This is a genomic window from Bacillus cereus group sp. N8 (assembly GCF_016483685.1).
GTDB lineage: Bacteria > Bacillota > Bacilli > Bacillales > Bacillaceae_G > Bacillus_A > Bacillus_A proteolyticus.
Genome location: NZ_JAEHBK010000004.1, coordinates 77,613 through 100,228 on the forward strand (window position 1 = coordinate 77,613; position 22,616 = coordinate 100,228).

The following is a 22,616-nucleotide window of genomic DNA, read 5'->3' on the forward strand; positions in this document are numbered from 1 at the left end:
ACTCCAAAGTTTTACTTTGGAGTTTTTAGCTTCCCACATATTTAATGACAATATGAGGATCAATTTCTCCTTGCTCTTTCCCCTTCTCAATTCTCTGTTTCATCTTATGCATACCGATGACATCATTTGTATGAAGGTGAATTTCATTAACATATAGACCTTCTCTACAAAAGGCTTCTACAAATTCCGCCCCATTCTTTTGCCTCCATCCCATGTTAAAGTCAAGAGAGAGGATGTTTACCTTATTAATCCGTACAAATTGTAACGCAGATTCTACTGTAGTTGCCAAAAGATATCCATACGGGCAACTTCTTTGATCATCCATATATACATTCATTTTCTATCTCCTCTCTATTTTGCATATGTGACCAACATATAACATATTGCTCCAAGGCTAATAAAAGGTCCAAACGGCATTTTGGTTCTTATTTTTATACGTTTTAACGCTATACCTATTCCGAAAAAACAAAGACTAAAGCAAGATGCTAAAAATAAAGTTATAAAAACCCCTTTCACTCCCACTATAAATCCGAGTAACGAAAGTAATTTTACATCACCTCCGCCAAGACCATCTGGATGAATCCTTTGCATGCAATATAACAAAATGAATATAGTTCCACTACCAGCTAAACTATCTATCCAAGTAACTAACGGTACAAAAATACATTCTAAAATAAGCAAAAGTGCAAACCAAATTAAAATACGATTAGGTATTAGCATATATACTAAATCTGTAACTGAAATAATAAGAAGTAAAGAAAAGAGCGATAAAATGATGATGAGCTCTCGTTCTATTCCAATTACATATACAGTAAGAAAAAACAAACTCCCTGTAACAAATTCAAATACTATGTACAAACTTGAGATTTTTCTTTTACAATTCGTACAACGCCCTTTCTGCATACAAAATGAAATGATTGGAATAAGTTCTTTCGGCTGTAACGTATACTTGCAGTAGTGACAATACGAACGCGGTGTAATAATAGATTCACCTATTGGAACCCTCATTGCGATTACCATAAAAAAAGAACCAAACACCATACCCACTAACAATGCATATAAATAAGTGAACATCCCTTCCTCTCCTTTCCAAAAGAACATAGCAAAAAAAGGAGAGAACTTCTACTTCATATTATCTTTATTCTATTAAAAAAGCAGGCCGTTTTCCGGCCTGCTTTCCCCTATTTTATACGATGAAATATACTGCTTTTAATGGTCCATGTACTCCGACAACAAGATTCATTTCAATATCCGCAGAGTTACTTGGCCCTGTAATAAAGTTAATACAAGATGCGACCGCTTCACCTTTTTCCACACGAGAGTTCATATGTTGAACTGCTTGTGTAATACGAGGTACAAGTGTTTCACGTGGAATAATAGCAAAGTATACAGTCGGTAAAAAGTGTAAAGAACGCCCTTGGCCTTTATGACTCTGTACAACAATCGTACCAGATTCAGCTAAAGTATAATCACTAAATGCGATTCCAATATTCGCTTTTTCCGCTATACGCATATTCTCTTCTTTTTTCTCAGGATCCCATACATTTACTTCAACATCTTGCTTTGGAAGCTCTTCTTTAAATAAAGAAGTCAATCCATAGGAATCAAAACGTTCATCTGCTGATAATATAATAGGTCCTCCGCCGTTTTCAACGATTACTTTTTGAATATCTTCACGTAAACGGTCGTTTGTCGTTTCCACAACAGTTGTATGAATGTTTGTACATTGATTTTTAAATACTTCTAACAATTCTTCTTGGGAATAATCTTTTAACGTTTCTACATTTACATTACTTTTCCATGCTGGACGTTCTACGCCTTCTGTTTTACGCGCGCGTCCAAGTTCTTTTGCGATATTATCTAGAAAGGACTCACGGTTTTGAATTAATCCTGTCATTATTTGTCCCCGCCTTTCTTATGATCTTTATACCAATCACGGAATCTTTCTTTACTTGGAGCCGGGAATTCACGAATATCTGTCCAGTTTTTAAGTGGCCCAACGCCTTTTGATACACGGTTGCCAGATGTAAATGGACTCATTGCTGCCGGTGCCATTTTTGATCCCATTTTATATAAAGCCGCTGAAGAAGCACCCATACTAAACATTTTCATTGCTAATTTTTCTGCAAGTGGAGCACGTCCTTCTTGCTCAACGATAACTTGACGATGTTTTAATAATAAATCATGCAATGGAATTTTTACTGGACAAGCTTCTGTACATGCTCCGCATAAACTAGATGCATAAGGAAGCTCTTTGTAATCGTCATACCCACCTAAAAGTGGTGTTAATACGGCACCAATTGGTCCTGAATAAATAGAACCATATGAATGTCCACCAACGTGACGATATACAGGACATACGTTAACACAAGCAGCACAACGAATACATTGCAATACTGAACGGAATTCTGATCCAAGAATTTGAGAGCGGCCATTATCAACAACGACTAAATGAAACTCTTCTGGTCCATCTACCTCTTCCTCTTGAATTGGTCCTGCTACTGTTACATAACTTGTTAATTTTTGACCTACTGCACTACGACATAGTAAACCAACTAAAACATCTAATTCTTCCATTGTCGGAACCATACGTTCCATACCCATTACTGCAATTTGAGTTTTCGGAATCGACATAACAAGATCGGCATTACCTTCGTTCGTTACTAAACAAAGAGAACCAGTATTTGCAACAGCGAAGTTACAACCTGTCACACCAATTTCTGCATCCATAAATTTCTCACGAAGCTGTTTACGAACAAACTTTGTCATTTCGTATGGATCATCTGAATTTTCATATCCAAGTTTTTCTTTGAATACATCGCGAATTTGCGTTCTGTTTTTATGAAGTGCAGGCGCAATAATATGTGATGGTGGATCGTTATCTACTTGCAAGATATACTCTCCTAAGTCACTCTCTAACACTTCACAACCAATCTCTTCAAGGGCATGATTCATACTAATTTCTTCAGTTACCATCGATTTTGATTTTACAACTTTTTTCGCTTGTTTCTTTTTCGCAACGTCTTGAATGTACTTTGCCGCATCCTCTTTCGTTTTTGCAAAGTAAACGTGACCGCCTCTTTTTGATACATTTTCACTTAACTGCATTAAATAATAATCAAGATTCTCTAACGTATGTTGACGAATTTGTTCACCTAGTTCACGCCACTCTTCCCAGTTTCCTAATTCGTCCGCTGCTTTTAATCGATTTGTATATAATCTCGTTTGTGCAGAAGATACCGCTCCGCGCATAAACGAATCTTGAATTCCATCGCCTACGCGATCATTAAATTTTTTCTCACTGATTTTCATAGACATAGCTTATGTTCCCCCTTCATGAGCGACTATTCAGTACCTCAGCAATATGCATTACTTTTACTTCTTTACCTAAACGCTCAATACGTCCGCCAATGTTTAACAAACACCCACAATCTGCACCGATTAAATAATCTGCACCTGTTTCCATTACACTATCTACTTTTTCATCCACCATTTGCTCAGAAATAGGTGTCATCTTAACTGAAAACGTTCCCCCAAACCCACAACAATTTTGCTCGTTTGGCAGTTCTCTTACAGTTAATCCTTTTACGTTTGATAATAAAATCCCTGGTGCCTCTTTTACTCCGAGCAGGCGTGTCATATGACACGATTTATGAATAGTAGCAATCCCTGGTAAACTTGCACCAACGTCTGTAACTTTTAAAACATCTACAATAAATTGTGTAAATTCATATGTTTTATCAGCAACCTTTTGTGCACGTTTAGCCCATTTTGGATCATCTTTAAAAACATGCGGATACTCATGAAACATTGTCGCACAAGAGCCAGATGGTGTGACGATATATTCTGCATCTTCGAAAGTTTCAATCATATGTTTCATCGCTTCTTTTGCCGCTTCTACATGGCCGCTATTATAAGCAGGCTGACCACAACAAACTTGTGCTTCTGGAAATTCAATTTCACAACCTAAACGCTCCAATACTTCAACTGTTGCTTTACCGACGTTTGTTTCAAACATATCGACTAAACAAGTAACAAATAAAGTAACTTTCATAACTATAATTCCCCCTCATTACAACTTCGCCAACAATCGTATGGTCATCTGATGACTAAGATTAGAAGAAGTAGGCTCAACCATGGCCTATCCTCTCCCTCTTCCAAAGAAAACGCTTACTTAATCTCTCTCTATTTTATCAGAAAATTAGATTTTTAAAAGATTAAATTACGAATTTATATCGCTTTTACCTGTGACAATATGTTCTACATTTGTTAAATGATCTAGCATCGCTTGCTGCGCTAATTCCACATCTTGCTTTAACACCGCATCATATATAGATTGATGCTCCTCTAAAAGTCGTTCTGATGTTGTTTGTTCACCATATAAAATAATGCGTCTTGATTCACCAATTGTTTCAGCAATCATCTCTGAAACATGATTCATGAGCTCAAGTAAGATGCTATTATGCGAAGATTGTGCGATTCCCATATGGAACTGAAAGTCTGCTTTTTCACCAGCTTTTTCATCTCCAATGCTTTTTGCCATTTCATCTAACCAATGTTTCATATTTTGCAAATTATCATCCGTACGTTTTGCCGCAGCTGCTCGAACTGCCCCCACTTCAAGCACCTTCCGTACTTCTAATAAATTCAAAATATCCTCTTTCTTCATTAATAACTTATTATTTAATGATTTTGTTAATGAAGAAGAATCGAAATTCTTTACATATGTACCTTCTCCTTGTTTCATTTCAATTAAGCCCATTGCTCTGAGCGCACTTAGCGCTTCACGAACTGCAGATCTGCCAACTTGAAACTGCTCTGCTAATTGATGAACAGGGAGTAGCTTGTCACCAGGTTTTAACGTACCATTTTTAATCATTGTTAAAATAGCTTCAGATACTTCTTCGTAAATTTTTTTTGGTTTAATAGATTTGTACTCCAGTTAAATCACCTCAGTATCTTCCAAACAACAATTGTAACGTTTTATAAGAAATTAACATCCATAACTATTTTAGAACGAATTAGTAAGAAGTACAAATGTTTTGTTCATAAAATAGTCAAATTTTTGATATTTGTTCGATATTAATTAATATATTTCCGTGTAACTATAAAGAGCATATCTCCGAAATTAGAACATGCTCTCCTCATCTTGTACTTTTAATTTAATAATAACTGTCGTTCCCTTACCTTTTTCACTTTCTATTCTCCACTCACCATCATGTATATGAACAATTTGCCTTACAATTGCAAGGCCTAAACCTGTTCCACCGTGTTGACGACTTCTCGCTTTATCTACTCGGTAAAAGCGTTCCCCGAGATTTTCTAAATGCTCTGTATCAATACCTATTCCTGTATCTTTTATGTGTAATTCACAGGAATCATCAATTTGCTTTAATGTTATTATGATATCCCCGTTTTGATTTGTATAACGTATCGCATTATCTAACACATTATGAAGTACTTGTTGCATGCGATCATCATCAATCATTACGATAATTTCAGGATTTAAATTCGTTGAAATACGAAGTTTTTTTTCTATAAACTGTAACTCGTACGTATCAAGTACGTCTTCAATAAGCTGTGAAAAAACGATAGGTTGTTTCTTTAGAGGAAAGTGTTCACCTTCTAGCTGCGCTAAATCTAATAAATCATGAACGAGACGTTGCATACGATCTGCTTCTTTATGGATGAGTTGCGTTACTTTTTCCTGCTGCGGCCCCTTTGCGACACCGTCTAAAATAGCTTCACTATATCCTTTAATATAACTAAGTGGTGTTCTAAGTTCATGTGAAACATTTGCTAAAAATTCCTTACGCTTTACATCTTCTGTTTCTAAAGAATTTGCCATTTTATTAAACGCTTTTCCCAATCGTCCAATTTCATCTTCTGAAGAAATTGTAATTCGCTCTGAGAAATCTCCTGTAGCTAGATGATTTGCAACTCGTTCCATTTGCGAAAGCGGTCTTGTAATAGCAATAATAATTTTTCTACCAATCCATATTGTAATTAAAATCATAGCAAGTGCTAACGGCGCTAAAATAAGACCCATATCAAATATTAAATCTTTTATACTTTTTAAAGGAATATAAGAGTATACAATACCAACTAATTTTTTATTATCTAAAACAGGAATGACAACACCCATAATATTGCGATTAAAATGTTCTTCATACCCTATCTTAGTCACAGTTTTCCCATCTAATAGTGACTGTCTATCCCCTTCACTTATAAGAGAATGATGGTGCACATCGAAAGGCAAACATGCACTTAAATCACGTGGATTGTACACGAAAAGAACATCTGAGCTAGATATTTGATCGTATGCCCTTACTTTCTCTTCAAAAGTGGATACTCCTTCACGTTTATCATATTGCGTAGCAAGACGCTTCCCTTCCATTACTAATGAATCTTTTAAATTGTCCACGTATAACTTTTCATATGAGTATAAAGATACAAAATAAAGAAAGGAAACTGTTACACATACTGCACATACTACTGTAAGCCATAGCTTTTGTACCATCGTAAACATACGTTACACCTCAAATTTATAACCTACACCCCAAACGGTTTGAATGTAGTTTCCACTTTCTCCGAGCTTTAGACGCATCGTTTTCACATGCGTATCTACTGTTCTTGTACTTCCTGCATAATCATATCCCCATACCTTTTCAAGCAATTGCTCCCGACTAAATACTTGTCCATTATGTTGGCAAAGAAAATATAGTAAATCAAACTCTTTAACTGTAAGTGACACTGCTTGTCCATCCGTCTCAATTCGTCTACTTTTTTCATTAATAAGAATCGGTCCAAATTGAATCTCTTCTTGCTGTTCTTGCTTTGTATATCGTCTTAAAACAGCTTCCATACGAGCAATTAGTTCCCCAGGACTAAACGGCTTTACAATATAATCATCTGCTCCCATACGTAAGCCGTTCACCCTATTCCACTCTTCACCTTTTGCTGTTAAAAATATAATAGGTACATCCGACGTTTTTCGAATCTCTTTACAAACTGAAAGCCCATCCATCTCTGGCATCATAATATCTAGTACAACGAAATCGTAATGATCCGTTTCTAATTTTCGAAGTGCCTCTTTTCCATTTTCAGCTTCTCCCCACTCGTATCCGAAGTTATCTAAGTACATTCCGACAAGTTGCCTCATATCACTTTCGTCATCTACAACTAGCACTTTATATTTACTCATTGCCCTTCCCCTTCTCTCTCTATGAGTTGAAACGGTCCTTTGCCGACTTTAATTGTTTGTTTTATTTTCATATTCTTCATATCCATAACGCATACTTCATCGCTATCATAACTAGCTACATACCCTTCTGCTCCGCTTTTCAAAAATGCAAATGGATTTGAGCCTACTTCAACGGAAGCTACCTCTTTATACGTACTAATATCAAATTTTCTAAGCGTATTCGAACCGTGGCTTAATGCATATACGTATTTATTATCTTTCGTTATGTTCACAGGCATAAACGGAGCGTGTAAAGAACGTACCATTTCTCCGCTCTGTAAAGAATACACTAATACTTTCTCATTCACTTGACTTCCATCACCATGTCCACCAATCCATATTTCTTTCCCATCAGCACTAACCGTTGCTCCTGTTGATGCTGGGGGAATCATAAAGGATTGTATAACCTCTTTTTTCTTTGTATCAATTGTCGTTAGTTTCGTGTCATAAAAGTTTAGCACAGTTAATCGCTTATCATGCTCTACCATCGTTATCGGTCCTTTTCCTGTTGAAACACTCCCTGTCTCTTTCCCTTCTATCGTAAAGAACCTTACCTTTTGAGCATTTTGATCGGCAGCAAATAATTGTTTTTTGTCTTCTGATACGACTACATTCACAATTCCTTTTCCTGGCTTATATTTGTCCACCTGTCTTCCTTCTGTTAGTGAGTATACATACATATATTCTAACTGCTTGCCGTATACAAGTATTTCCTCATTATTTGGAAGTAGTGCAATTCCTGCCATCGGTTCATTTAATTCCCATGTCGTGATTAACTTTTTAGATTTTTTATCAATAAAACTAATACTACCTTCTTTTATATTCGTTGTTATAATAACATTTTTATCTTTAGCAATTGGTGTATATGAACTTCCTTGACACCCTACTAATAGAAATAAAAAACAGAGAAGAAAAATAAACTTTCTCAAAAGATTCCCTCCATCTTCGGATGATTTCGTTATAATTGTAAAATAACAAATAAATGTGTGGAAAATGTGAAATCTTCCTTTATTAATAAACTTACATATATAATGTACAACAAATAGAATTTGAGGTGTGCAAATTATGCTTTTTCCTGATTTAGCGAATAAAATTGTACGGGAAGTACGCAGACTAATTACAGAAAATATTATTATCATTAATATACAAGGTGTTATTATCGCAAGTACAGATGCGGAAAGAATCGGTCAATTTCATGAAGGCGCACTCCGCTGTGCGAAACAAAAAAAGACTGTCATTATTACAAAAGAAGATGAAAGGCGACTGCAAGGCGTAAAGGCGGGGATGAATCTTCCTTTGCTATTCCATGATGAAGTAATCGGTGTTATTGGAATCACAGGAGAACCTGAAAACATTTCCCAATATGGAGAAATATTACGTAAAATGACCGAACTATTAATTCATGAAAATTACTTTTTAGAACAGCTAGAACTTGAGCACCGTTCTTATGAAGCATTTGTTTTTGATTGGCTTCAAAATACAGACTGGTCTCCAAGTTTTTTCGATCGTGCAAAAACACTTGGTATTGATTTATATAAGAAGAAACAACTTATTTTGTTCTCTATCGATCAAAATGACACGATGCTTCAGCGTAAAATTTGGCAACACGTACGCAATATATTAACAAAGGAGCATCTATTTGTTCGCTGGGGAAATGATCGATTCATCTTATTTACGGCGATAAGCTCCAAAGAGCAAACTTATCAATTTTTAAAACGATTAAAACAAGACTGTGAAACTTTATTTTCTATTACTTTATATATCGGGATTGGACAAACAGTTACGCCAAGCAATATGAACTTATCGTACGAACAAGCATTACAAGCTCTTTCAGTATCACTTGAAACGAAAAAAATAGTATTTAATGAAGATTTACGTTTAGAAATGTGCTTACAAGATATTTCTACTGAAACACGGGAACAGTTTCTAGAGCGTACCATCAAAAACTTAGTATCATCTCCTGAACTTATGCACACTTTACGTTTATTTATTGATTATAACCAATCCTATAAGCAAACAGCTCAGCAATTACATATACACATTAACACATTGCATTACAGGTTAAAAAAGATTGAGGAACATACAGAACTTGACCCAAAACAATTCAAAGATTTAAATGTTTTATACTTTGCACTTCTATTATTAGATAATCACACAAAAAAGAACGATAAAATAGATTAACCTTTAGACGATTACACATAGAAAGAATCCCCTGACTTTTTTATCATTATAATGAAAGCACTGTTACAACGTTTTTTATTATTATTAAATACGTTAACAGTTTGAGGGGGATTTCCAATGTTAGAAAAGCAAATTATTGATTCATTCGTATCCATTGTTGGCGAAGATAATGTAGATACATCCAATATGGGGCGTTTAACTTATAGTTATGATGCCACTCCAAACTTCCAAGCGATGCCTGATGCAGTCATTGCTCCTCGTAATACAAATGAAGTAGCAGACGTGTTAAAAGTGTGTAACACTCATAAAATTCCTGTATATGTTCGCGGGTCTGGAACAAATCTTTGCGCTGGAACGTGTCCACTTGAAGGCGGCATTGTCCTTATTTTCCGCCATATGAACAATATTTTAGAAATTGACGAAGAAAATTTAACAATTACTGTACAAGCTGGTGTTATTACACTTGATATTATTAAAGCAGTAGAAGAAAAAGATTTATTTTATCCACCAGATCCAAGCTCTATGAAAATTTCTACAATCGGCGGTAACATTAATGAAAACTCAGGTGGATTACGTGGGTTAAAATATGGCGTAACACGTGATTATGTAATGGGACTTGAGCTTATCTTACCAAATGGCGATATCATTCGCACTGGCGGTAAATTAGCAAAAGATGTAGCTGGTTACGATTTAACTCGTCTATTTATCGGTTCTGAAGGAACACTTGGTGTTGTTACGGAAGCGATATTAAAACTTGTTCCTATGCCTGAAACGAAGAAAACAATGCTCGCACTATATGAAGATATTAACGAAGCTGCACGTGCTGTTTCTTCTATTATTGCAAATAAAATCATTCCTGCGACACTTGAGTTTTTAGATCAACCGACAATTGAAGTTGTAGAAGAGTTTGCACAAATCGGTTTACCAACTGACGTGAAGGCAATTTTATTAATTGAACAAGATGGACCGCCCGAAGTTGTCAATCGAGATATTGAAAAAATGGCTAACGTTTGTCGTTCTATGAATGCAGTCGATGTTCGCATCGCAAAAGATGAAGCGGAAGCAGATGCCCTTCGTACAGCACGTCGTAGTGCGCTATCAGCACTTGCGAGACTAAAACCTACTACAATATTAGAAGATGCAACGGTACCACGTTCACAAATTGCTCCAATGGTTGAAGCAATTAATGCAATTGCAAAGAAATATATTATTCCTATTTGTACTTTTGGTCATGCTGGTGACGGCAACCTACATCCAACTTGTATGACAGATGCTCGTAATGCAGAAGAAATGCACCGAGCTGAACAAGCTTTTGCTGAAATATTTGCGAAAGCAATTGAACTTGGTGGCACGATTACTGGTGAACATGGTGTTGGCGCGATGAAAGCTCCTTATTTAGAAATGAAATTAGGTAAAGAAGGTATTGCTGCTATGTAAGGAATTAAACAAGCCTTCGATCCAAATAACATTATGAATCCAGGTAAAATGTTCGCGAAAGACTCTCGTAAAAGAGTGGTGGTTGAGCGATGACCACATTAAATACAGAAAACATTCAAAAGGAATTTAAAGAACGATTAAGTGAAGATGAACTACTAAACTGTATGCGATGCGGCTTTTGTTTACCGACTTGCCCTACTTACATTCAATCTGGATATAAAGAATCACATTCACCACGCGGGCGTATTGCATTAATGAAAGCCGTCGTCGATGGCTTAATTGAGCCAGATGAAGATATTGAAAATACATTAAATGTTTGCCTTGGCTGCCGAGCTTGTGAGCCTGTTTGTCCATCTGGTGTGAATTATGGACATTTATTAGAAGAAGCTCGTGATATTATAAATCAAAATAAAAAGTTCTCAATGCCCGTGAGAGCTGTTCGTAAAGTTGTATTTGAAGGACTATTCCCTCATCAAAATCGTATGAGAACATTAACTGGACTAATCGGTTTTTATCAGCGTTCTGGTTTACAAACGCTAACACATAAAACAGGTATTATGAAGTTATTCCCCGAAACACTTGCAACGATGGATCTCGTTTTACCAAAAGTCCCTAAAATGAAAGCAATGAAAGATCGTCCTGAATTTTTACCTGCTGAGGTGACAAAGAAGAAACAAGTTGCATTCTTCACAGGTTGTTTAATGGATACGATGTTTTTAGAAACAAATAATGCAACGATGAAACTTCTTCAGTTAGCTGGTTGTGATATCGTTATTCCGAAAACACAAAGTTGCTGCGGGGCGTTACATGGGCATGCTGGTGAAAAAAGTGGAGCAAAAGAATTAGCAAAACGAAATATAAAAGCATTCGAAGATTTAAACATCGACTATATTATTACGAATGCAGGTGGTTGCGGAGCTTATCTCGTAGATTATGATTATTTGTTAAAGGATGATCCTAAGTGGGCAAAGCGAGCAACGCAGTTTGTTTCTAAAATTAAAGATATTACTGCTATACTAGTAGAATTAGATTTCCATAAACGTACTGACTTACGACTCACGCCACAAATTATTACGTATCAAGATTCTTGTCATTTACGTAATGTTATGCGAACATCTTCTGAGCCTCGTATGTTACTAGAGGCCATTCAAGGTGCAACATATCATGAAATGAAAGATGCGGACCGTTGCTGTGGTTCTGCTGGTATTTATAATATTGTCCATTCGGAGTTATCAATGGAATTTCTGGATTACAAAATGGAACGTGTGCATGAAACAGATGCAGCGACTATTGTTACTGCAAATCCTGGATGTCTATTACAAATGAAACTAGGTATTGAACGTGAAGGCCTTTCTCATAAAATGAGAGGAATTCACATTGTTGATCTATTATTAGAAGCAATTGAAACCAACTCGTAATAACTCGTAACATACGTAATAATAGGAAAACGGCTATCTCCTTCGTCTATGTAAAGAGATAGCCGCTTTTTTGTCCGCTACAAAATTAAGAATATGTTACTTTATTATAAAAAAGAACAACAGAAACATTACAGTTTTGTAAAAATCAATCCATTATATTCCTCTGAAAATCGCTCAAACCATTGATACAATAGGATTCTTCATTTTCTATTTAGGTAACTTTATCCAAAAACCCCCTCTTAAAACGAAGTATAAAAATGCTGAAAATTCCTTTTATACTCTATGTTTCTCTTATTTCCGCCCTTTTCTTCCTCTAGGATAAATTAGGTAATTTTGAAGTCTATGAATTTTTTTCCATCTTTTTTCTTGTAAATTGTATGCTACGATGAATTTGTCAGTCAGACAGGCTGTCAAAAACAAATCGTGTGAAAACAAATTAAAACTTTATATAGGGGGACACACATCATGAAAAAGCGTGTTTTATTATCTGTAGCTGCTGCAACAGCTCTTACTTTAGGAGTATCTTCTTTAGATGCACAAGCTGCAACAGTACAACCATCTAACATAAAGGTTCAAAATATTCAGCATTCAAAAATGATGATGAAGCAAATGAGCCAGCAAGAATTACAAGCATTCTTACAATCTATGGGAGTTGAATCATTAGCACAATGGAATCAAGGACAATTCCAACAAGATTGCTTCATTCCTGGTCAACAGCCTACTGAAAATGTTGTAACTGAGCAACCAACAGCTAAGCCAGAAACTCAAAAGCCTGCTGAACAAAAACCAGCTGAGCAAAAGCCTGCTGAGCAAAAGCCAGAAGCTCAAAAGCCTGCTGAAAACAACAATACTCAAAAACCTACAGAACAAAAACCTGCTGAGCAAAAGCCTGCTGAAGAAGCAAAATCTTTAAGTGAGTTCGAACAACGTGTTGTTGAATTAACAAACGCTGAGCGTACAAAACAAGGCCTACCAGCACTAAAAATCGATACTGAATTAAGCAAAGTAGCGCGCATTAAATCTGAAGATATGCAAAAAAATAACTACTTTGATCATAACAGCCCTACATACGGGTCTCCGTTTGACATGATGAAGAAATTTGGTATTTCTTATACATCTGCAGGTGAAAACATCGCTCAAGGCCAACGTACACCTGAAGAGGTAGTACAAGCTTGGATGAACAGTGCTGGACACCGTGCAAACATCTTAAATAATGGCTTCACTCACATCGGTGTTGGTTATGTAGAAAGCGGTAACTACTGGACACAACAATTTATTACGAAGTAAATAGATTAAAAGAGTCTTCTCATTAGGAGAAGACTCTTTTTTAAATTTCATAACTTTCTATTATGTACGAATATAAAATGTAGAACATAAATAAAATAGACCCGAAGCTTATCACACTAATTAATACGTAAAATCCCCATTTTAGGCTCAAAAGCAATGAAAATAATATGCTACATGCCATCACTTGAAAGATTCGCCTACTAACTAAACGGATTTTTTGTAATTTGATTGGTTCTTTCTCTGTATCCTTCACCTTTTTAAACACTTTACTAAGCATAAAAAGAAACATACTAATTCCAATCGTTAGTCCTGTCTGAAAGAATATAATACTTCTCAAATTAATAAAAAGAATAAGCATATGGATAAACAACATAAATAAAGTAATACTCTTTATAAATCCGCTTACACTAAAATGCTCTCCTTCGTTAAACTTATATATATTATGTGAAATAATATACACAAATCCATGTAAAAAAATAATAAGGACAGGCAGAGATAACACGACAACTTGTTTACTTATAAACTCATTCGCTACACCATTCTCGTTCCAATGCACTGCCATACGAGTTGGTAAATATGGATAGATGCATAGAGTAAGTAAAAGACAAGCGAAAAATATTCCTAACACGTATTTATATTTGACCAAGTGATTCTCACCTCTCTTTTCTCTTAACGGCTTCGCCTCTTTTAGAGAAATCCCTGCAAAAATCTACCTTTTTCAAGTTTAAACTTACACTTTACCCGTTTTCTCTTTCAAATTTTTTCATTGTATTGTTTAAATTTGCAGGGAAAGGTACGTCAACCATGATCTCTTCTTTCGTAATTGGATGTAAAAAATTAATCTTCATCGCATGTAGCGCTTGATGAGACATGTATTTTGTTTGTCCACCATATAATACATCCCCTACTAACGGATTTCCATTATAGCTCATATGAACACGAATTTGATGTGTTCTACCGGTTTCTAACTGTAACGTTACGAGCGTAGCATTTTGTTTGTTAAAATATTTCTCTACTTTATAATATGTTATAGCTTGGTCTCCCTTTGGAGAAACGCGGCGCCTTGTAGCGTGATGTCGATCTCTTCCGATAGCTGCATCAATTGTCCCTTGCTTCTTTTTTACTTTTCCTTCAACAAGTGCCGCATACGTTCTTTTAATTTTCCGTTCCATTAATAAACGATCCATAATTGCACCCGCAATTCTATGTTTTGCGAATACAACACCACCTGTCGTATCTTTGTCTAACCTATGAATATGGCGAACCTTCGTCTCTAAACCTTGCATTTGAAAATGAAAAGCAACAAGATTGGCAAGTGTTCCCGTCCCATCTTTTTCAGATGGATGTGTATCCATTTGCCCCTGCTTATTTACAATGAGTACGTGATCGTCTTCATACACTACATCTAATTCACCATATTCTGGATTTACGCCGTACTCCTCCTCCATAAACATATGAACTTGTAACTTATCTCCTTCTTTTAAAAGTTCATCCCATCTCCTCTGTTCTCCGTTAACTGTAATACCTTTTTCCATACGAAGCTGATGTAATAATTTTTTTGGCACTTCCCATTCTACTTTTAACAGCGATTCAATGCTTATACTATTCCATATCGCTGGAACCGTAATTTCACACCATTCGCCCTTTTTCTTTGTCTCCATATTGTATCACCTTATTTCTATTGATTCTCTCATTGTAACGGAAAATACACTTTGATGCACCGCCAAAAAGAGAAGACAGTCTTATAATAGACTGCCCCTCATGCTCTAATCCTTTTCATTTCTTGCAATACTGATTCAGCCTTTTGTTCATACGATAAATCTTTAAAGAAATCTGCCAATCGTTTATAGTCGTTGTACGTATCTAATAAGTCGTCTATCTTCTCTCCTTTCATAACTTGCTGCTTTTGCTTCATTTTTACTGGATAACGATACCCCGATACTTCTTGTATTTTGTAATACTCATCCTCTACTTGAATGACCTTTACAAGTTCCTCTTCTTCCGCATCCATCGTATACCCATCAAAGTCTCTAAGCAGTTCATAAATGATATGAGTCCATTCATCTTTTGGATAAAATCCTTTTTCTAACCGATAACCGACAATGCGATACATATGTCCATCTTTTTCAGCAAACTGTACTGTATCATTTAGCTTAAACTTAAAATAACGAAACATTGCCTTCACCTACTTGTATGTAATGTTCTTATCACATACTATTTGCAAAATATAGGCCTTGCTATTCATAAAAAAAATACTCACCTTATAGATGAGTATTTTTTAGGACGATTTTTCTTTTTTCTTTCGGAATGGTAACCACCAGTTCCAATCTCCAAACAATTTCATTAAACTTGGTACGAGCATAAGGCGAATAATTGTTGCATCAAGAAATATCGCTAATGCGACTCCAATACCCATCTGCTTTACTGGCAAAATATCAGTAAAGGCGAACGCACCGGTAACAACAATCATAATTAAAGCAGCGGATGTAATGATGCGGCTTGTCGAGACAAGCCCTTCTAGCGTTGCTTGATCGTTATCTCCTGTTTCCTCATACAACTCATGAATACGTGAAATAAGAAATACTTCATAATCCATACTAAGTCCAAATACGAGGCCGAAAATAAAGATTGGTAATACAAATAAAACTGAACTCTCATCTAATCCGAAATGACCACCTTCAAATAACCAAATAACAATTCCAATTGTTGCACTTAAACTAAGTACATTCATAATAATCGCCTTTATTGGAATGAGTATCGAGCGGAATGCGAATAATAAAATAACAAAGGTTGACCCAAATATAACAGACATACCAATTGCAACTTTATCTTTAATTTCATCTTCCAACTCTTGTTGGAACGTTGTCATCCCGCCTAAATAATAAGTAACATCGTTTTCTTTATAATTTTTTTTGAAATCACGAACCCATTGTTTTGCAGTTTCTGTACTTGGCTTCGTATCCAAAAAGACTTCCATTGTTGTTTTATTTCCTTTCGTATACGCTTCAAATACAGGAGCTATTTTCGCCGCTTCTGGTGATTGTAACATTCCCGCAACTTGATCTGCTTTCATTCCATTTAGCCTGTCATATACACTTGTCACCTTATATACTTGCTTGTCATCTTTTAACTTTTGAACGACATCTTCTACCTTTTGTAAGCTTTCTTTTTCTGTTATATCACCCTTCGTCTCTACTACTAAAGTAACATCGGCGTGTGTTTTGACCGTCTTATTAAAGGCTTCTTCATACTTCTCAAATGCAACTCTCGTATCACTCTTTTCTGGTAATGCTTCAACACCAGGAAACTGCAAATTAGCTGTACGTAGCGGTAATAAGCAAATAACAATAAATGTTGTAACAGCAACAATCATTACGATTGGATGTTTCATTACAAACTGTGCAAATTTACGCCATACATTCGATGGAGTAGGTGCTACCTGATTCTTTTTTAATATTCTTTTTCCGATTAAAGATAACAGTGCAGGAAGGAGTGTGAGTGAAAATAAAATACTCATAATGACAACAATCATCCCGCTAATGGCAACAGATTGAATATAGTCTATCTTAAAGAAAAATAAACCGGATAAACCGACGAATACACATAACCCTGAAAATACGATAGCACGCCCTGCCGTTTGATACGTAATCGCGATTGCCTCTTTCACTGTTCTCTTCGCAACTTCCTCTCGAAAGCGATTTACAAATAACAGTGCAAAATCAATTGATAATGCAAGCCCAATCATCGGTGCAACATTTAACACGAAAATAGATAACTCTTTATCGCTACCTATAAAATATAAAATCCCCATCGTACTAATTACACTAAGTACGCCATTTAAAATCGGTAAAATAGACGCAAGCAGACTACCAAATGAGAATAATAGTACGAGAAAAGCAATAGGTAAACCGATCATCTCTGCTACTTTTAAATCATTTTGTGTTCTTTCATTAATCTCTTGATTAATTTTCGGATACCCTGTCGGTGTTACTTTTAATACTGCACTACTTTCTTTCTTGATTTCATCAGCGAATTGCAATGTCTTTTCCATTCGATCTTTATTTGTTTTCCCGGAAAATAAAATCGTCGCATAACCGATATCATCTTGTAGCATCACTTTATTTTCTATCGGATGATGGAAAGACTCATACGTTTCTTTCTCTTGAATATGTTTGATAATTCCCTCTATACCTTTTTGAAACTCCTCATGTGAAGCATCCTTGTTCTTCTCAAAAACGAGTAAAAGTGTATCCTGGGACTGCTTAAAATCTTTATCTAAAATTTCTTTCGTCTTTTGATAATCTCCTTCTGTTTGGAAACCATCACCACCTAATACTCCTGGAAGCTTCGGAGCAAAGATACCGAGTGCTATTGCGAGTAGTAATAATACGACGATTACTGTATAACGAAATTGAAACAAAAAAGCGCCTAACTTCCCCCACTTATCAATTTTATGTACATTTGTCTTCACACATTTTCACCTACTTTAAATAATTCAATTATCACTTATACTGTATCACATGTCCATATAAACAAAAAACGTCTAAAAAAACTATAATTATAGTTTTTTTAGACGTTTTTCTATCTCTCGTTATTAAGTCCCAATCTTTCGGTAAGTAAACGATGACAATAAATTGCAATGATTAACAAAATGCCACCTGCGCAGTAACCAGCTAAAATATCAGTCGGGTAATGAACATTTAAAATAACTCTACTTAATCCAATCCATACAATTAATATGCCCATCAAAATCGTAATACCACATTTTCCAGCTATACTTTTCAAATTTGCAGCAATGATATAGGCAAGAAAACCGAATGTTATGATAGATAGCATTGCATGTCCACTTGGGAAGCTATACCCAAGTGCGTCAAGTGCCTCATTTAATGATGGACGGTCTCTTTTCACAATTTCTTTTATTCCCTTATTAACAAGATGCGTCGTTAATATAGCCATTGGATACACAATCATTGCAGCATAATAACGTTTCTTCCAAAAAACAAGCAAACTTATAACAAGCGTAGTTATGATCCCAATCTCAGATCCCATCTTTGTAAAGTATGAGAAAAATGTAAGAGAGCTTTCCGTTTGTAACCCTTTTACTAATCCGCGGACATATGTATCCATCATTGTAACACCACCTACATGTACCCTCCAAGCGATGATACTAAATAAAACAAATAATAAAACGATACACATTCCCTCATACTGATGTAACTTCTTCTTCAAGCGGTTTCCTCCTACTATGAAAAAATGCGATTTCTATTTTAGAAACCGCATTTCCTTACTTATTTACCTTTTGTTTTTAACTCTGTCCAGTAACGATCATAGTCTTTTAACTTATCGTCTACATCAACAAGCCATTCTGTACGATCTAATTCCTCTTTCGTTAAGAAGATCATGTGGTTATCACGGTATTCTTTACTATGTAGAGGATGAGCTTTTTCATTTGGATTACTGTAACCAATTGACTCGTAGTTTTTCACACTTACTTTTTCATCTAATAAGTAGTTCATAAACTTCTCTGCAAGTTCTTTATGTTTCGCACCTTTTGGAATTGCTAACGTGTCAGCCCAAATTGTACCGCCTTCTTTTGGTACAACGTATCCTACATCTTTATTATCTTTTGCGATAAAGGCTGCGTCTCCAGACCATACTGTCCCAATCCAAGCATCTTCTGTAATAAATTTTTGTTTAATATTATCTGTATCGAATGCTAATAAGTTTGGAAGTAGCTTCTGTAAATCATTTGACGCTGTCTTTAACTCTGCATCAACTTTCGTGCTATTTGAAAATCCATTCTTTTTAAGTCCCATTCCTAGCACTTCACGAGAATCGTTTAATAAAGTAACATGCCCTTTATATTTCTCGTTCCATAAATCATTCCAGCTTGTAGGTACTTCTTTCACATACTTTTTATTGTATGCAATTCCTGTTACACCCCAAGTATATACTAGAGAATACTTATTCTCTGGATCAAACGCAGGTGTTTTAAAGTTAGAAACAAGATTCTCGATGTTCGGGATGTTCTTCTTATCTAAGGGCGCTAATAAGTCCATCTTCGCCATCGTTTTCACCATGTAATCAGATGGCTGAATTAAATCATATGTCGCGCCACCAGCTTGTAATTTCGCAAGCATTTCTTCATTACTTGCATATTTATCATAGTTAATTTTCACGTTATATTTCTTTTCAAAATCTTTTAAAACTTGCTCATCAAAGTTGTCAGCCCAACTATAAATATTCAATTCTTCTTTCTTCTCACCACAGCCCGCAAGTACACCTGCAACAAGGCCGAAGCTAATAGCTGCGCCAGCTAATGTCTTCATCAATTTCATTGATTTTTTACCTCCTCGTTCTTTCTATATCATTCGTATTATAAAGGAAGGTGTCCTCCAGAGTTTTCTTCACCGTCTGCACCTTTATTACGGAAAATTTCCGATAGCACCATTAATCCTACAATTACAACAATTAATATTGTAGAAAGAGCATTAATTTCAGGTGATACTCCGCGCTTAACCATACTATAAATGTATAATGGCAATGTTGTTGATCCTGGTCCTGATACGAAGAAACTAATTACAAAATCATCAATCGATAATGTGAATGTTAATAATGCGGCTGAAATAACTCCTGGTGCAATTGCTGGAAACGTTACATAACGAAACGTTTGCCACGGCGTTGCTCCTAAATCGTTTGCAGCCTCTTCTAAATCACGTCCCATACCAGAAAGACGTGCCGCTAAAATAACAACAACAAATGAAATACTGAATGTAATGTGTGCAATAATAATTGTTGTTTTTCCAAGTTCCATACCTAATTGACTAAATAGGATAAGTAAAGATAATCCCATTAAAATATCAGGAATTAAAATTGGTAAATATACAAGACCGTTAATGGCACCTTCATAACGATATTTGTAACGGTGTAATGCAATAGCAAAAATCACACCAAGAACTGTCGTCACAATTGTCGTTATAAGAGCAATCGTAATACTATTTACAAACGCATCAATAACATCTTGTTTTTGAAATAAATCTGTATACCAATGGAGTGTAAAGCCCTCCCATTCCGCATTAATGCGAGAATCGTTGAAGGAATATACCATTAAAACCATCATTGGAAAATACAAAAACAATAAGATTAACCAAGAATAAGAAACTAAAAACTTCTTCATTTTTGCCTATTCCCCTCCGTTTCCATCATATTTATATACTTTCGTTGCACGATAATATAAGTAAATTAACAGAACAGAGAATAGAACAACAATCATAGATAACGCGGAACCAAACGGCCAGTCACGTGAGCCTAAGAATTGGTTTTGAATTACGTTTCCGATTAATGCTACTTTCGACCCACCCATAACGTCTGATACAACAAACATTCCGATAGAAGAAACGAATACTAAAATAGAACCAGTTGTAATCCCTGACATCGTCATCGGTACTGTTACATTCCAAAATGCCTTTACTGGTGTTGCTCCTAAATCATAAGCTGCCTCTAGCTTACGCTTATCAAGCTGCTCAATTGCTGCATACACTGGTAAAATCATAAATGGTAATAAAGAATATACCATTCCGAGTATTACAGAAGGTGTATTATATAGCAGATTTAAAGGTTCACTAATGATACCTAGTTTCAATAGCAATGTGTTTACAAGTCCTTGTGAACGTAAAATAACAATCCATGCGTATGAACGAACAAGAAAGTTAATCCAGAACGGAATCGTTGCCAATAATAGAAGGATAGAACGATATTTACGATCAACAATTGTAATTGTATAGGCAAATGGATAACCGATTAATAAACATATTACTGTAGTAATAACAGCTATCTTCACTGTTTCCCATAACGTCCCCATATATAATGGATCAAACACACGCGCTATGTTATCTAATGTAAATTTCATCTCCACTGTCCCGTATGCTCCGCGCTGCATGAAGGCAAATGCTAATACGAACAGCAGTGGAATTAGGAAGAAGAGTAACAGCCATACGACTGTAGGTAATGCGAGTAATTTCCCTTTCTTCAATTTAAGGTCACCTCGTCCTCTTGCTCCCAGCCTACATATACATTATCCCCAATGCTCCACTGCGTTGCTTCTTCAGCAGTTTGGTATGCCATTAGTAATTCTGCTGTTTTCTCCTCACGTACATATAGCTTTTCCATATTTCCAACAAATTCAATATCTTCAATATGTCCAAGGTGGTATTCTTTTAAAATTGGCTCTTCAACCGAGCGAACTTTTACATTTTCAGGGCGAACTGCTACGTAGTTTTCCCCATTTTTCACGATATTATTTTCACCGATGAACGTCGCAACAAACAATGTTTTCGGTTGATTGTAAATTTCTTTAGGCGTGCCGACTTGTTCGATATGCCCTTTATTCATAACGACAATACGATCACTCATACTCATCGCTTCTTCTTGATCGTGCGTTACATATATGAACGTAATTCCTAAATTACGTTGTAAGTTTTTCAATTCACGTTGCAAATCTTTTCTTAACTTAAAGTCAAGCGCTCCAAGTGGCTCATCTAATAGTAAGACACGTGGGTTGTTTACAATTGCTCTTGCAATTGCTACACGTTGCTGCTGTCCACCAGAAAGCTTCGAAGGTTTACGATTACGGAACTCAAGTAACTGCGTTAAACGCATTGCCTCTTCCGCACGTTCTTTCTGCTCTGCTACTGATACTTTTTGCATTTTCATACCGAAACAAATATTTTTTTCAACATTCATATGTGGGAATAGTGCGTAATGTTGGAACACTAAATTCATATGACGCTTGTATGGCGGCAAATCGTTAATCTTTTCATCATCTAATAAAAGATTCCCTTTAGTTGGCGTTTCAAATCCTGCGATCATACGAAGTAAAGTCGTTTTCCCGCAACCACTCGGTCCTAAAATTGTTAAAAATTCTCCTTCTTTAATATCTAAAGAAAGAGGGGGGATAATCACTTGATTTCCAAAATGTTTTTCTACTGCTTCAACTTTAATAATCTTTTTCATTTTCCCGTCCTATCTACCTTGAATTTTAATTTTTATAT

Annotated in this window: 21 protein-coding genes and 1 pseudogene; 4 read left to right on the forward strand and 18 right to left on the reverse strand. The window is 35.7% G+C overall.

What is annotated here, in order from left to right; all coding sequences use genetic code 11:
- Positions 1-25: 25 nt before the first annotated feature.
- The 9 genes from JDS80_RS08810 to JDS80_RS08850 form a co-directional block, all read right to left on the reverse strand.
- Complete coding sequence (locus JDS80_RS08810; RefSeq protein ID WP_199638055.1) at positions 26-337, reverse strand: cyclic-phosphate processing receiver domain-containing protein; 312 nt, start codon at positions 335-337, stop codon at positions 26-28.
- A gap of 14 nt (positions 338-351) precedes the next feature.
- Positions 352-1,074 (reverse strand): prepilin peptidase, encoded by a 723-nt coding sequence (locus JDS80_RS08815; RefSeq protein ID WP_199638056.1) that lies wholly within the window; start codon positions 1,072-1,074, stop codon positions 352-354.
- 112 nt (positions 1,075-1,186) lie between these two features.
- On the reverse strand, positions 1,187-1,897 hold the full coding sequence (locus tag JDS80_RS08820; protein WP_071770240.1) for a LutC/YkgG family protein: 711 nt from the start codon (positions 1,895-1,897) through the stop codon (positions 1,187-1,189).
- Complete coding sequence (locus JDS80_RS08825) at positions 1,897-3,318, reverse strand: LutB/LldF family L-lactate oxidation iron-sulfur protein (RefSeq protein WP_000061921.1); 1,422 nt, start codon at positions 3,316-3,318, stop codon at positions 1,897-1,899. Before JDS80_RS08825 ends, JDS80_RS08820 begins: the two co-directional genes overlap by 1 nt.
- A gap of 16 nt (positions 3,319-3,334) precedes the next feature.
- Positions 3,335-4,054, reverse strand: a complete 720-nt coding sequence (locus JDS80_RS08830) for a (Fe-S)-binding protein (protein ID WP_071770241.1) — start codon at positions 4,052-4,054, stop codon at positions 3,335-3,337.
- Between the two features lie 168 nt (positions 4,055-4,222).
- On the reverse strand, positions 4,223-4,912 hold the full coding sequence (locus JDS80_RS08835; RefSeq protein ID WP_255257118.1) for a FadR/GntR family transcriptional regulator: 690 nt from the start codon (positions 4,910-4,912) through the stop codon (positions 4,223-4,225).
- A gap of 216 nt (positions 4,913-5,128) precedes the next feature.
- Positions 5,129-6,529 (reverse strand): sensor histidine kinase, encoded by a 1,401-nt coding sequence (locus JDS80_RS08840; protein WP_071744741.1) that lies wholly within the window; start codon positions 6,527-6,529, stop codon positions 5,129-5,131.
- Positions 6,530-6,532: 3 nt separating this feature from the next.
- Positions 6,533-7,204 (reverse strand): response regulator transcription factor, encoded by a 672-nt coding sequence (locus tag JDS80_RS08845; protein WP_078202984.1) that lies wholly within the window; start codon positions 7,202-7,204, stop codon positions 6,533-6,535.
- Positions 7,201-8,172, reverse strand: coding sequence for a YncE family protein (locus tag JDS80_RS08850; RefSeq protein ID WP_199638057.1), 972 nt, complete (start codon positions 8,170-8,172; stop codon positions 7,201-7,203). Before JDS80_RS08850 ends, JDS80_RS08845 begins: the two co-directional genes overlap by 4 nt.
- A 136-nt stretch (positions 8,173-8,308) precedes the next feature.
- Between JDS80_RS08850 and JDS80_RS08855 the strand changes: the two genes are divergently transcribed.
- From JDS80_RS08855 to JDS80_RS08870, 4 genes and pseudogenes are all read left to right on the forward strand, one after another.
- Positions 8,309-9,424, forward strand: coding sequence for a CdaR family transcriptional regulator (locus JDS80_RS08855; RefSeq protein WP_199638059.1), 1,116 nt, complete (start codon positions 8,309-8,311; stop codon positions 9,422-9,424).
- A gap of 117 nt (positions 9,425-9,541) precedes the next feature.
- Positions 9,542-10,954, forward strand: a pseudogene (gene glcD, locus JDS80_RS08860) (glycolate oxidase subunit GlcD).
- Positions 10,951-12,279 carry a (Fe-S)-binding protein gene (locus JDS80_RS08865; RefSeq protein WP_199638061.1) on the forward strand — a complete coding sequence of 443 codons (1,329 nt, stop codon included), beginning with the start codon at positions 10,951-10,953 and terminating at the stop codon, positions 12,277-12,279. The pseudogene glcD and the gene JDS80_RS08865 overlap by 4 nt, the downstream one beginning before the upstream one ends.
- A 465-nt stretch (positions 12,280-12,744) precedes the next feature.
- Positions 12,745-13,566 (forward strand): CAP domain-containing protein, encoded by an 822-nt coding sequence (locus tag JDS80_RS08870; RefSeq protein ID WP_199638063.1) that lies wholly within the window; start codon positions 12,745-12,747, stop codon positions 13,564-13,566.
- 40 nt (positions 13,567-13,606) lie between these two features.
- Here the strand turns inward: JDS80_RS08870 and JDS80_RS08875 are convergent, their stop codons facing one another.
- The 9 genes from JDS80_RS08875 to potA form a co-directional block, all read right to left on the reverse strand.
- Positions 13,607-14,212, reverse strand: a complete 606-nt coding sequence (locus JDS80_RS08875; RefSeq protein ID WP_071744734.1) for a DUF1648 domain-containing protein — start codon at positions 14,210-14,212, stop codon at positions 13,607-13,609.
- A 91-nt stretch (positions 14,213-14,303) separates the two neighbouring features.
- A complete protein-coding gene (locus JDS80_RS08880; RefSeq protein ID WP_199638065.1) occupies positions 14,304-15,227 on the reverse strand; it encodes an RluA family pseudouridine synthase in 924 nt (307 codons plus the stop codon).
- A gap of 98 nt (positions 15,228-15,325) precedes the next feature.
- A complete protein-coding gene (locus tag JDS80_RS08885; protein ID WP_199638067.1) occupies positions 15,326-15,742 on the reverse strand; it encodes a histidinol dehydrogenase in 417 nt (138 codons plus the stop codon).
- 102 nt (positions 15,743-15,844) lie between these two features.
- Positions 15,845-18,037, reverse strand: a complete 2,193-nt coding sequence (locus tag JDS80_RS08890) for an MMPL family transporter (RefSeq protein ID WP_199638069.1) — start codon at positions 18,035-18,037, stop codon at positions 15,845-15,847.
- Between the two features lie 110 nt (positions 18,038-18,147).
- A complete protein-coding gene (locus JDS80_RS08895) occupies positions 18,148-18,795 on the reverse strand; it encodes a phosphatase PAP2 family protein (RefSeq protein WP_071770250.1) in 648 nt (215 codons plus the stop codon).
- 59 nt (positions 18,796-18,854) lie between these two features.
- Entirely contained in the window at positions 18,855-19,904 is a 1,050-nt protein-coding gene (gene potD / locus JDS80_RS08900; protein ID WP_199638071.1) for a spermidine/putrescine ABC transporter substrate-binding protein PotD, read from the reverse strand.
- A gap of 38 nt (positions 19,905-19,942) precedes the next feature.
- Entirely contained in the window at positions 19,943-20,743 is an 801-nt protein-coding gene (gene potC / locus JDS80_RS08905; RefSeq protein ID WP_071744728.1) for a spermidine/putrescine ABC transporter permease PotC, read from the reverse strand.
- Positions 20,744-20,749: 6 nt separating this feature from the next.
- On the reverse strand, positions 20,750-21,598 hold the full coding sequence (gene potB / locus JDS80_RS08910) for a spermidine/putrescine ABC transporter permease PotB (RefSeq protein ID WP_071744727.1): 849 nt from the start codon (positions 21,596-21,598) through the stop codon (positions 20,750-20,752).
- Positions 21,595-22,578: a spermidine/putrescine ABC transporter ATP-binding protein PotA gene (potA, locus tag JDS80_RS08915; RefSeq protein ID WP_071770251.1), complete on the reverse strand. Its 984-nt coding sequence runs from the start codon at positions 22,576-22,578 to the stop codon at positions 21,595-21,597. Before potA ends, potB begins: the two co-directional genes overlap by 4 nt.
- Between the last annotated feature and the right edge of the window lie 38 nt (positions 22,579-22,616).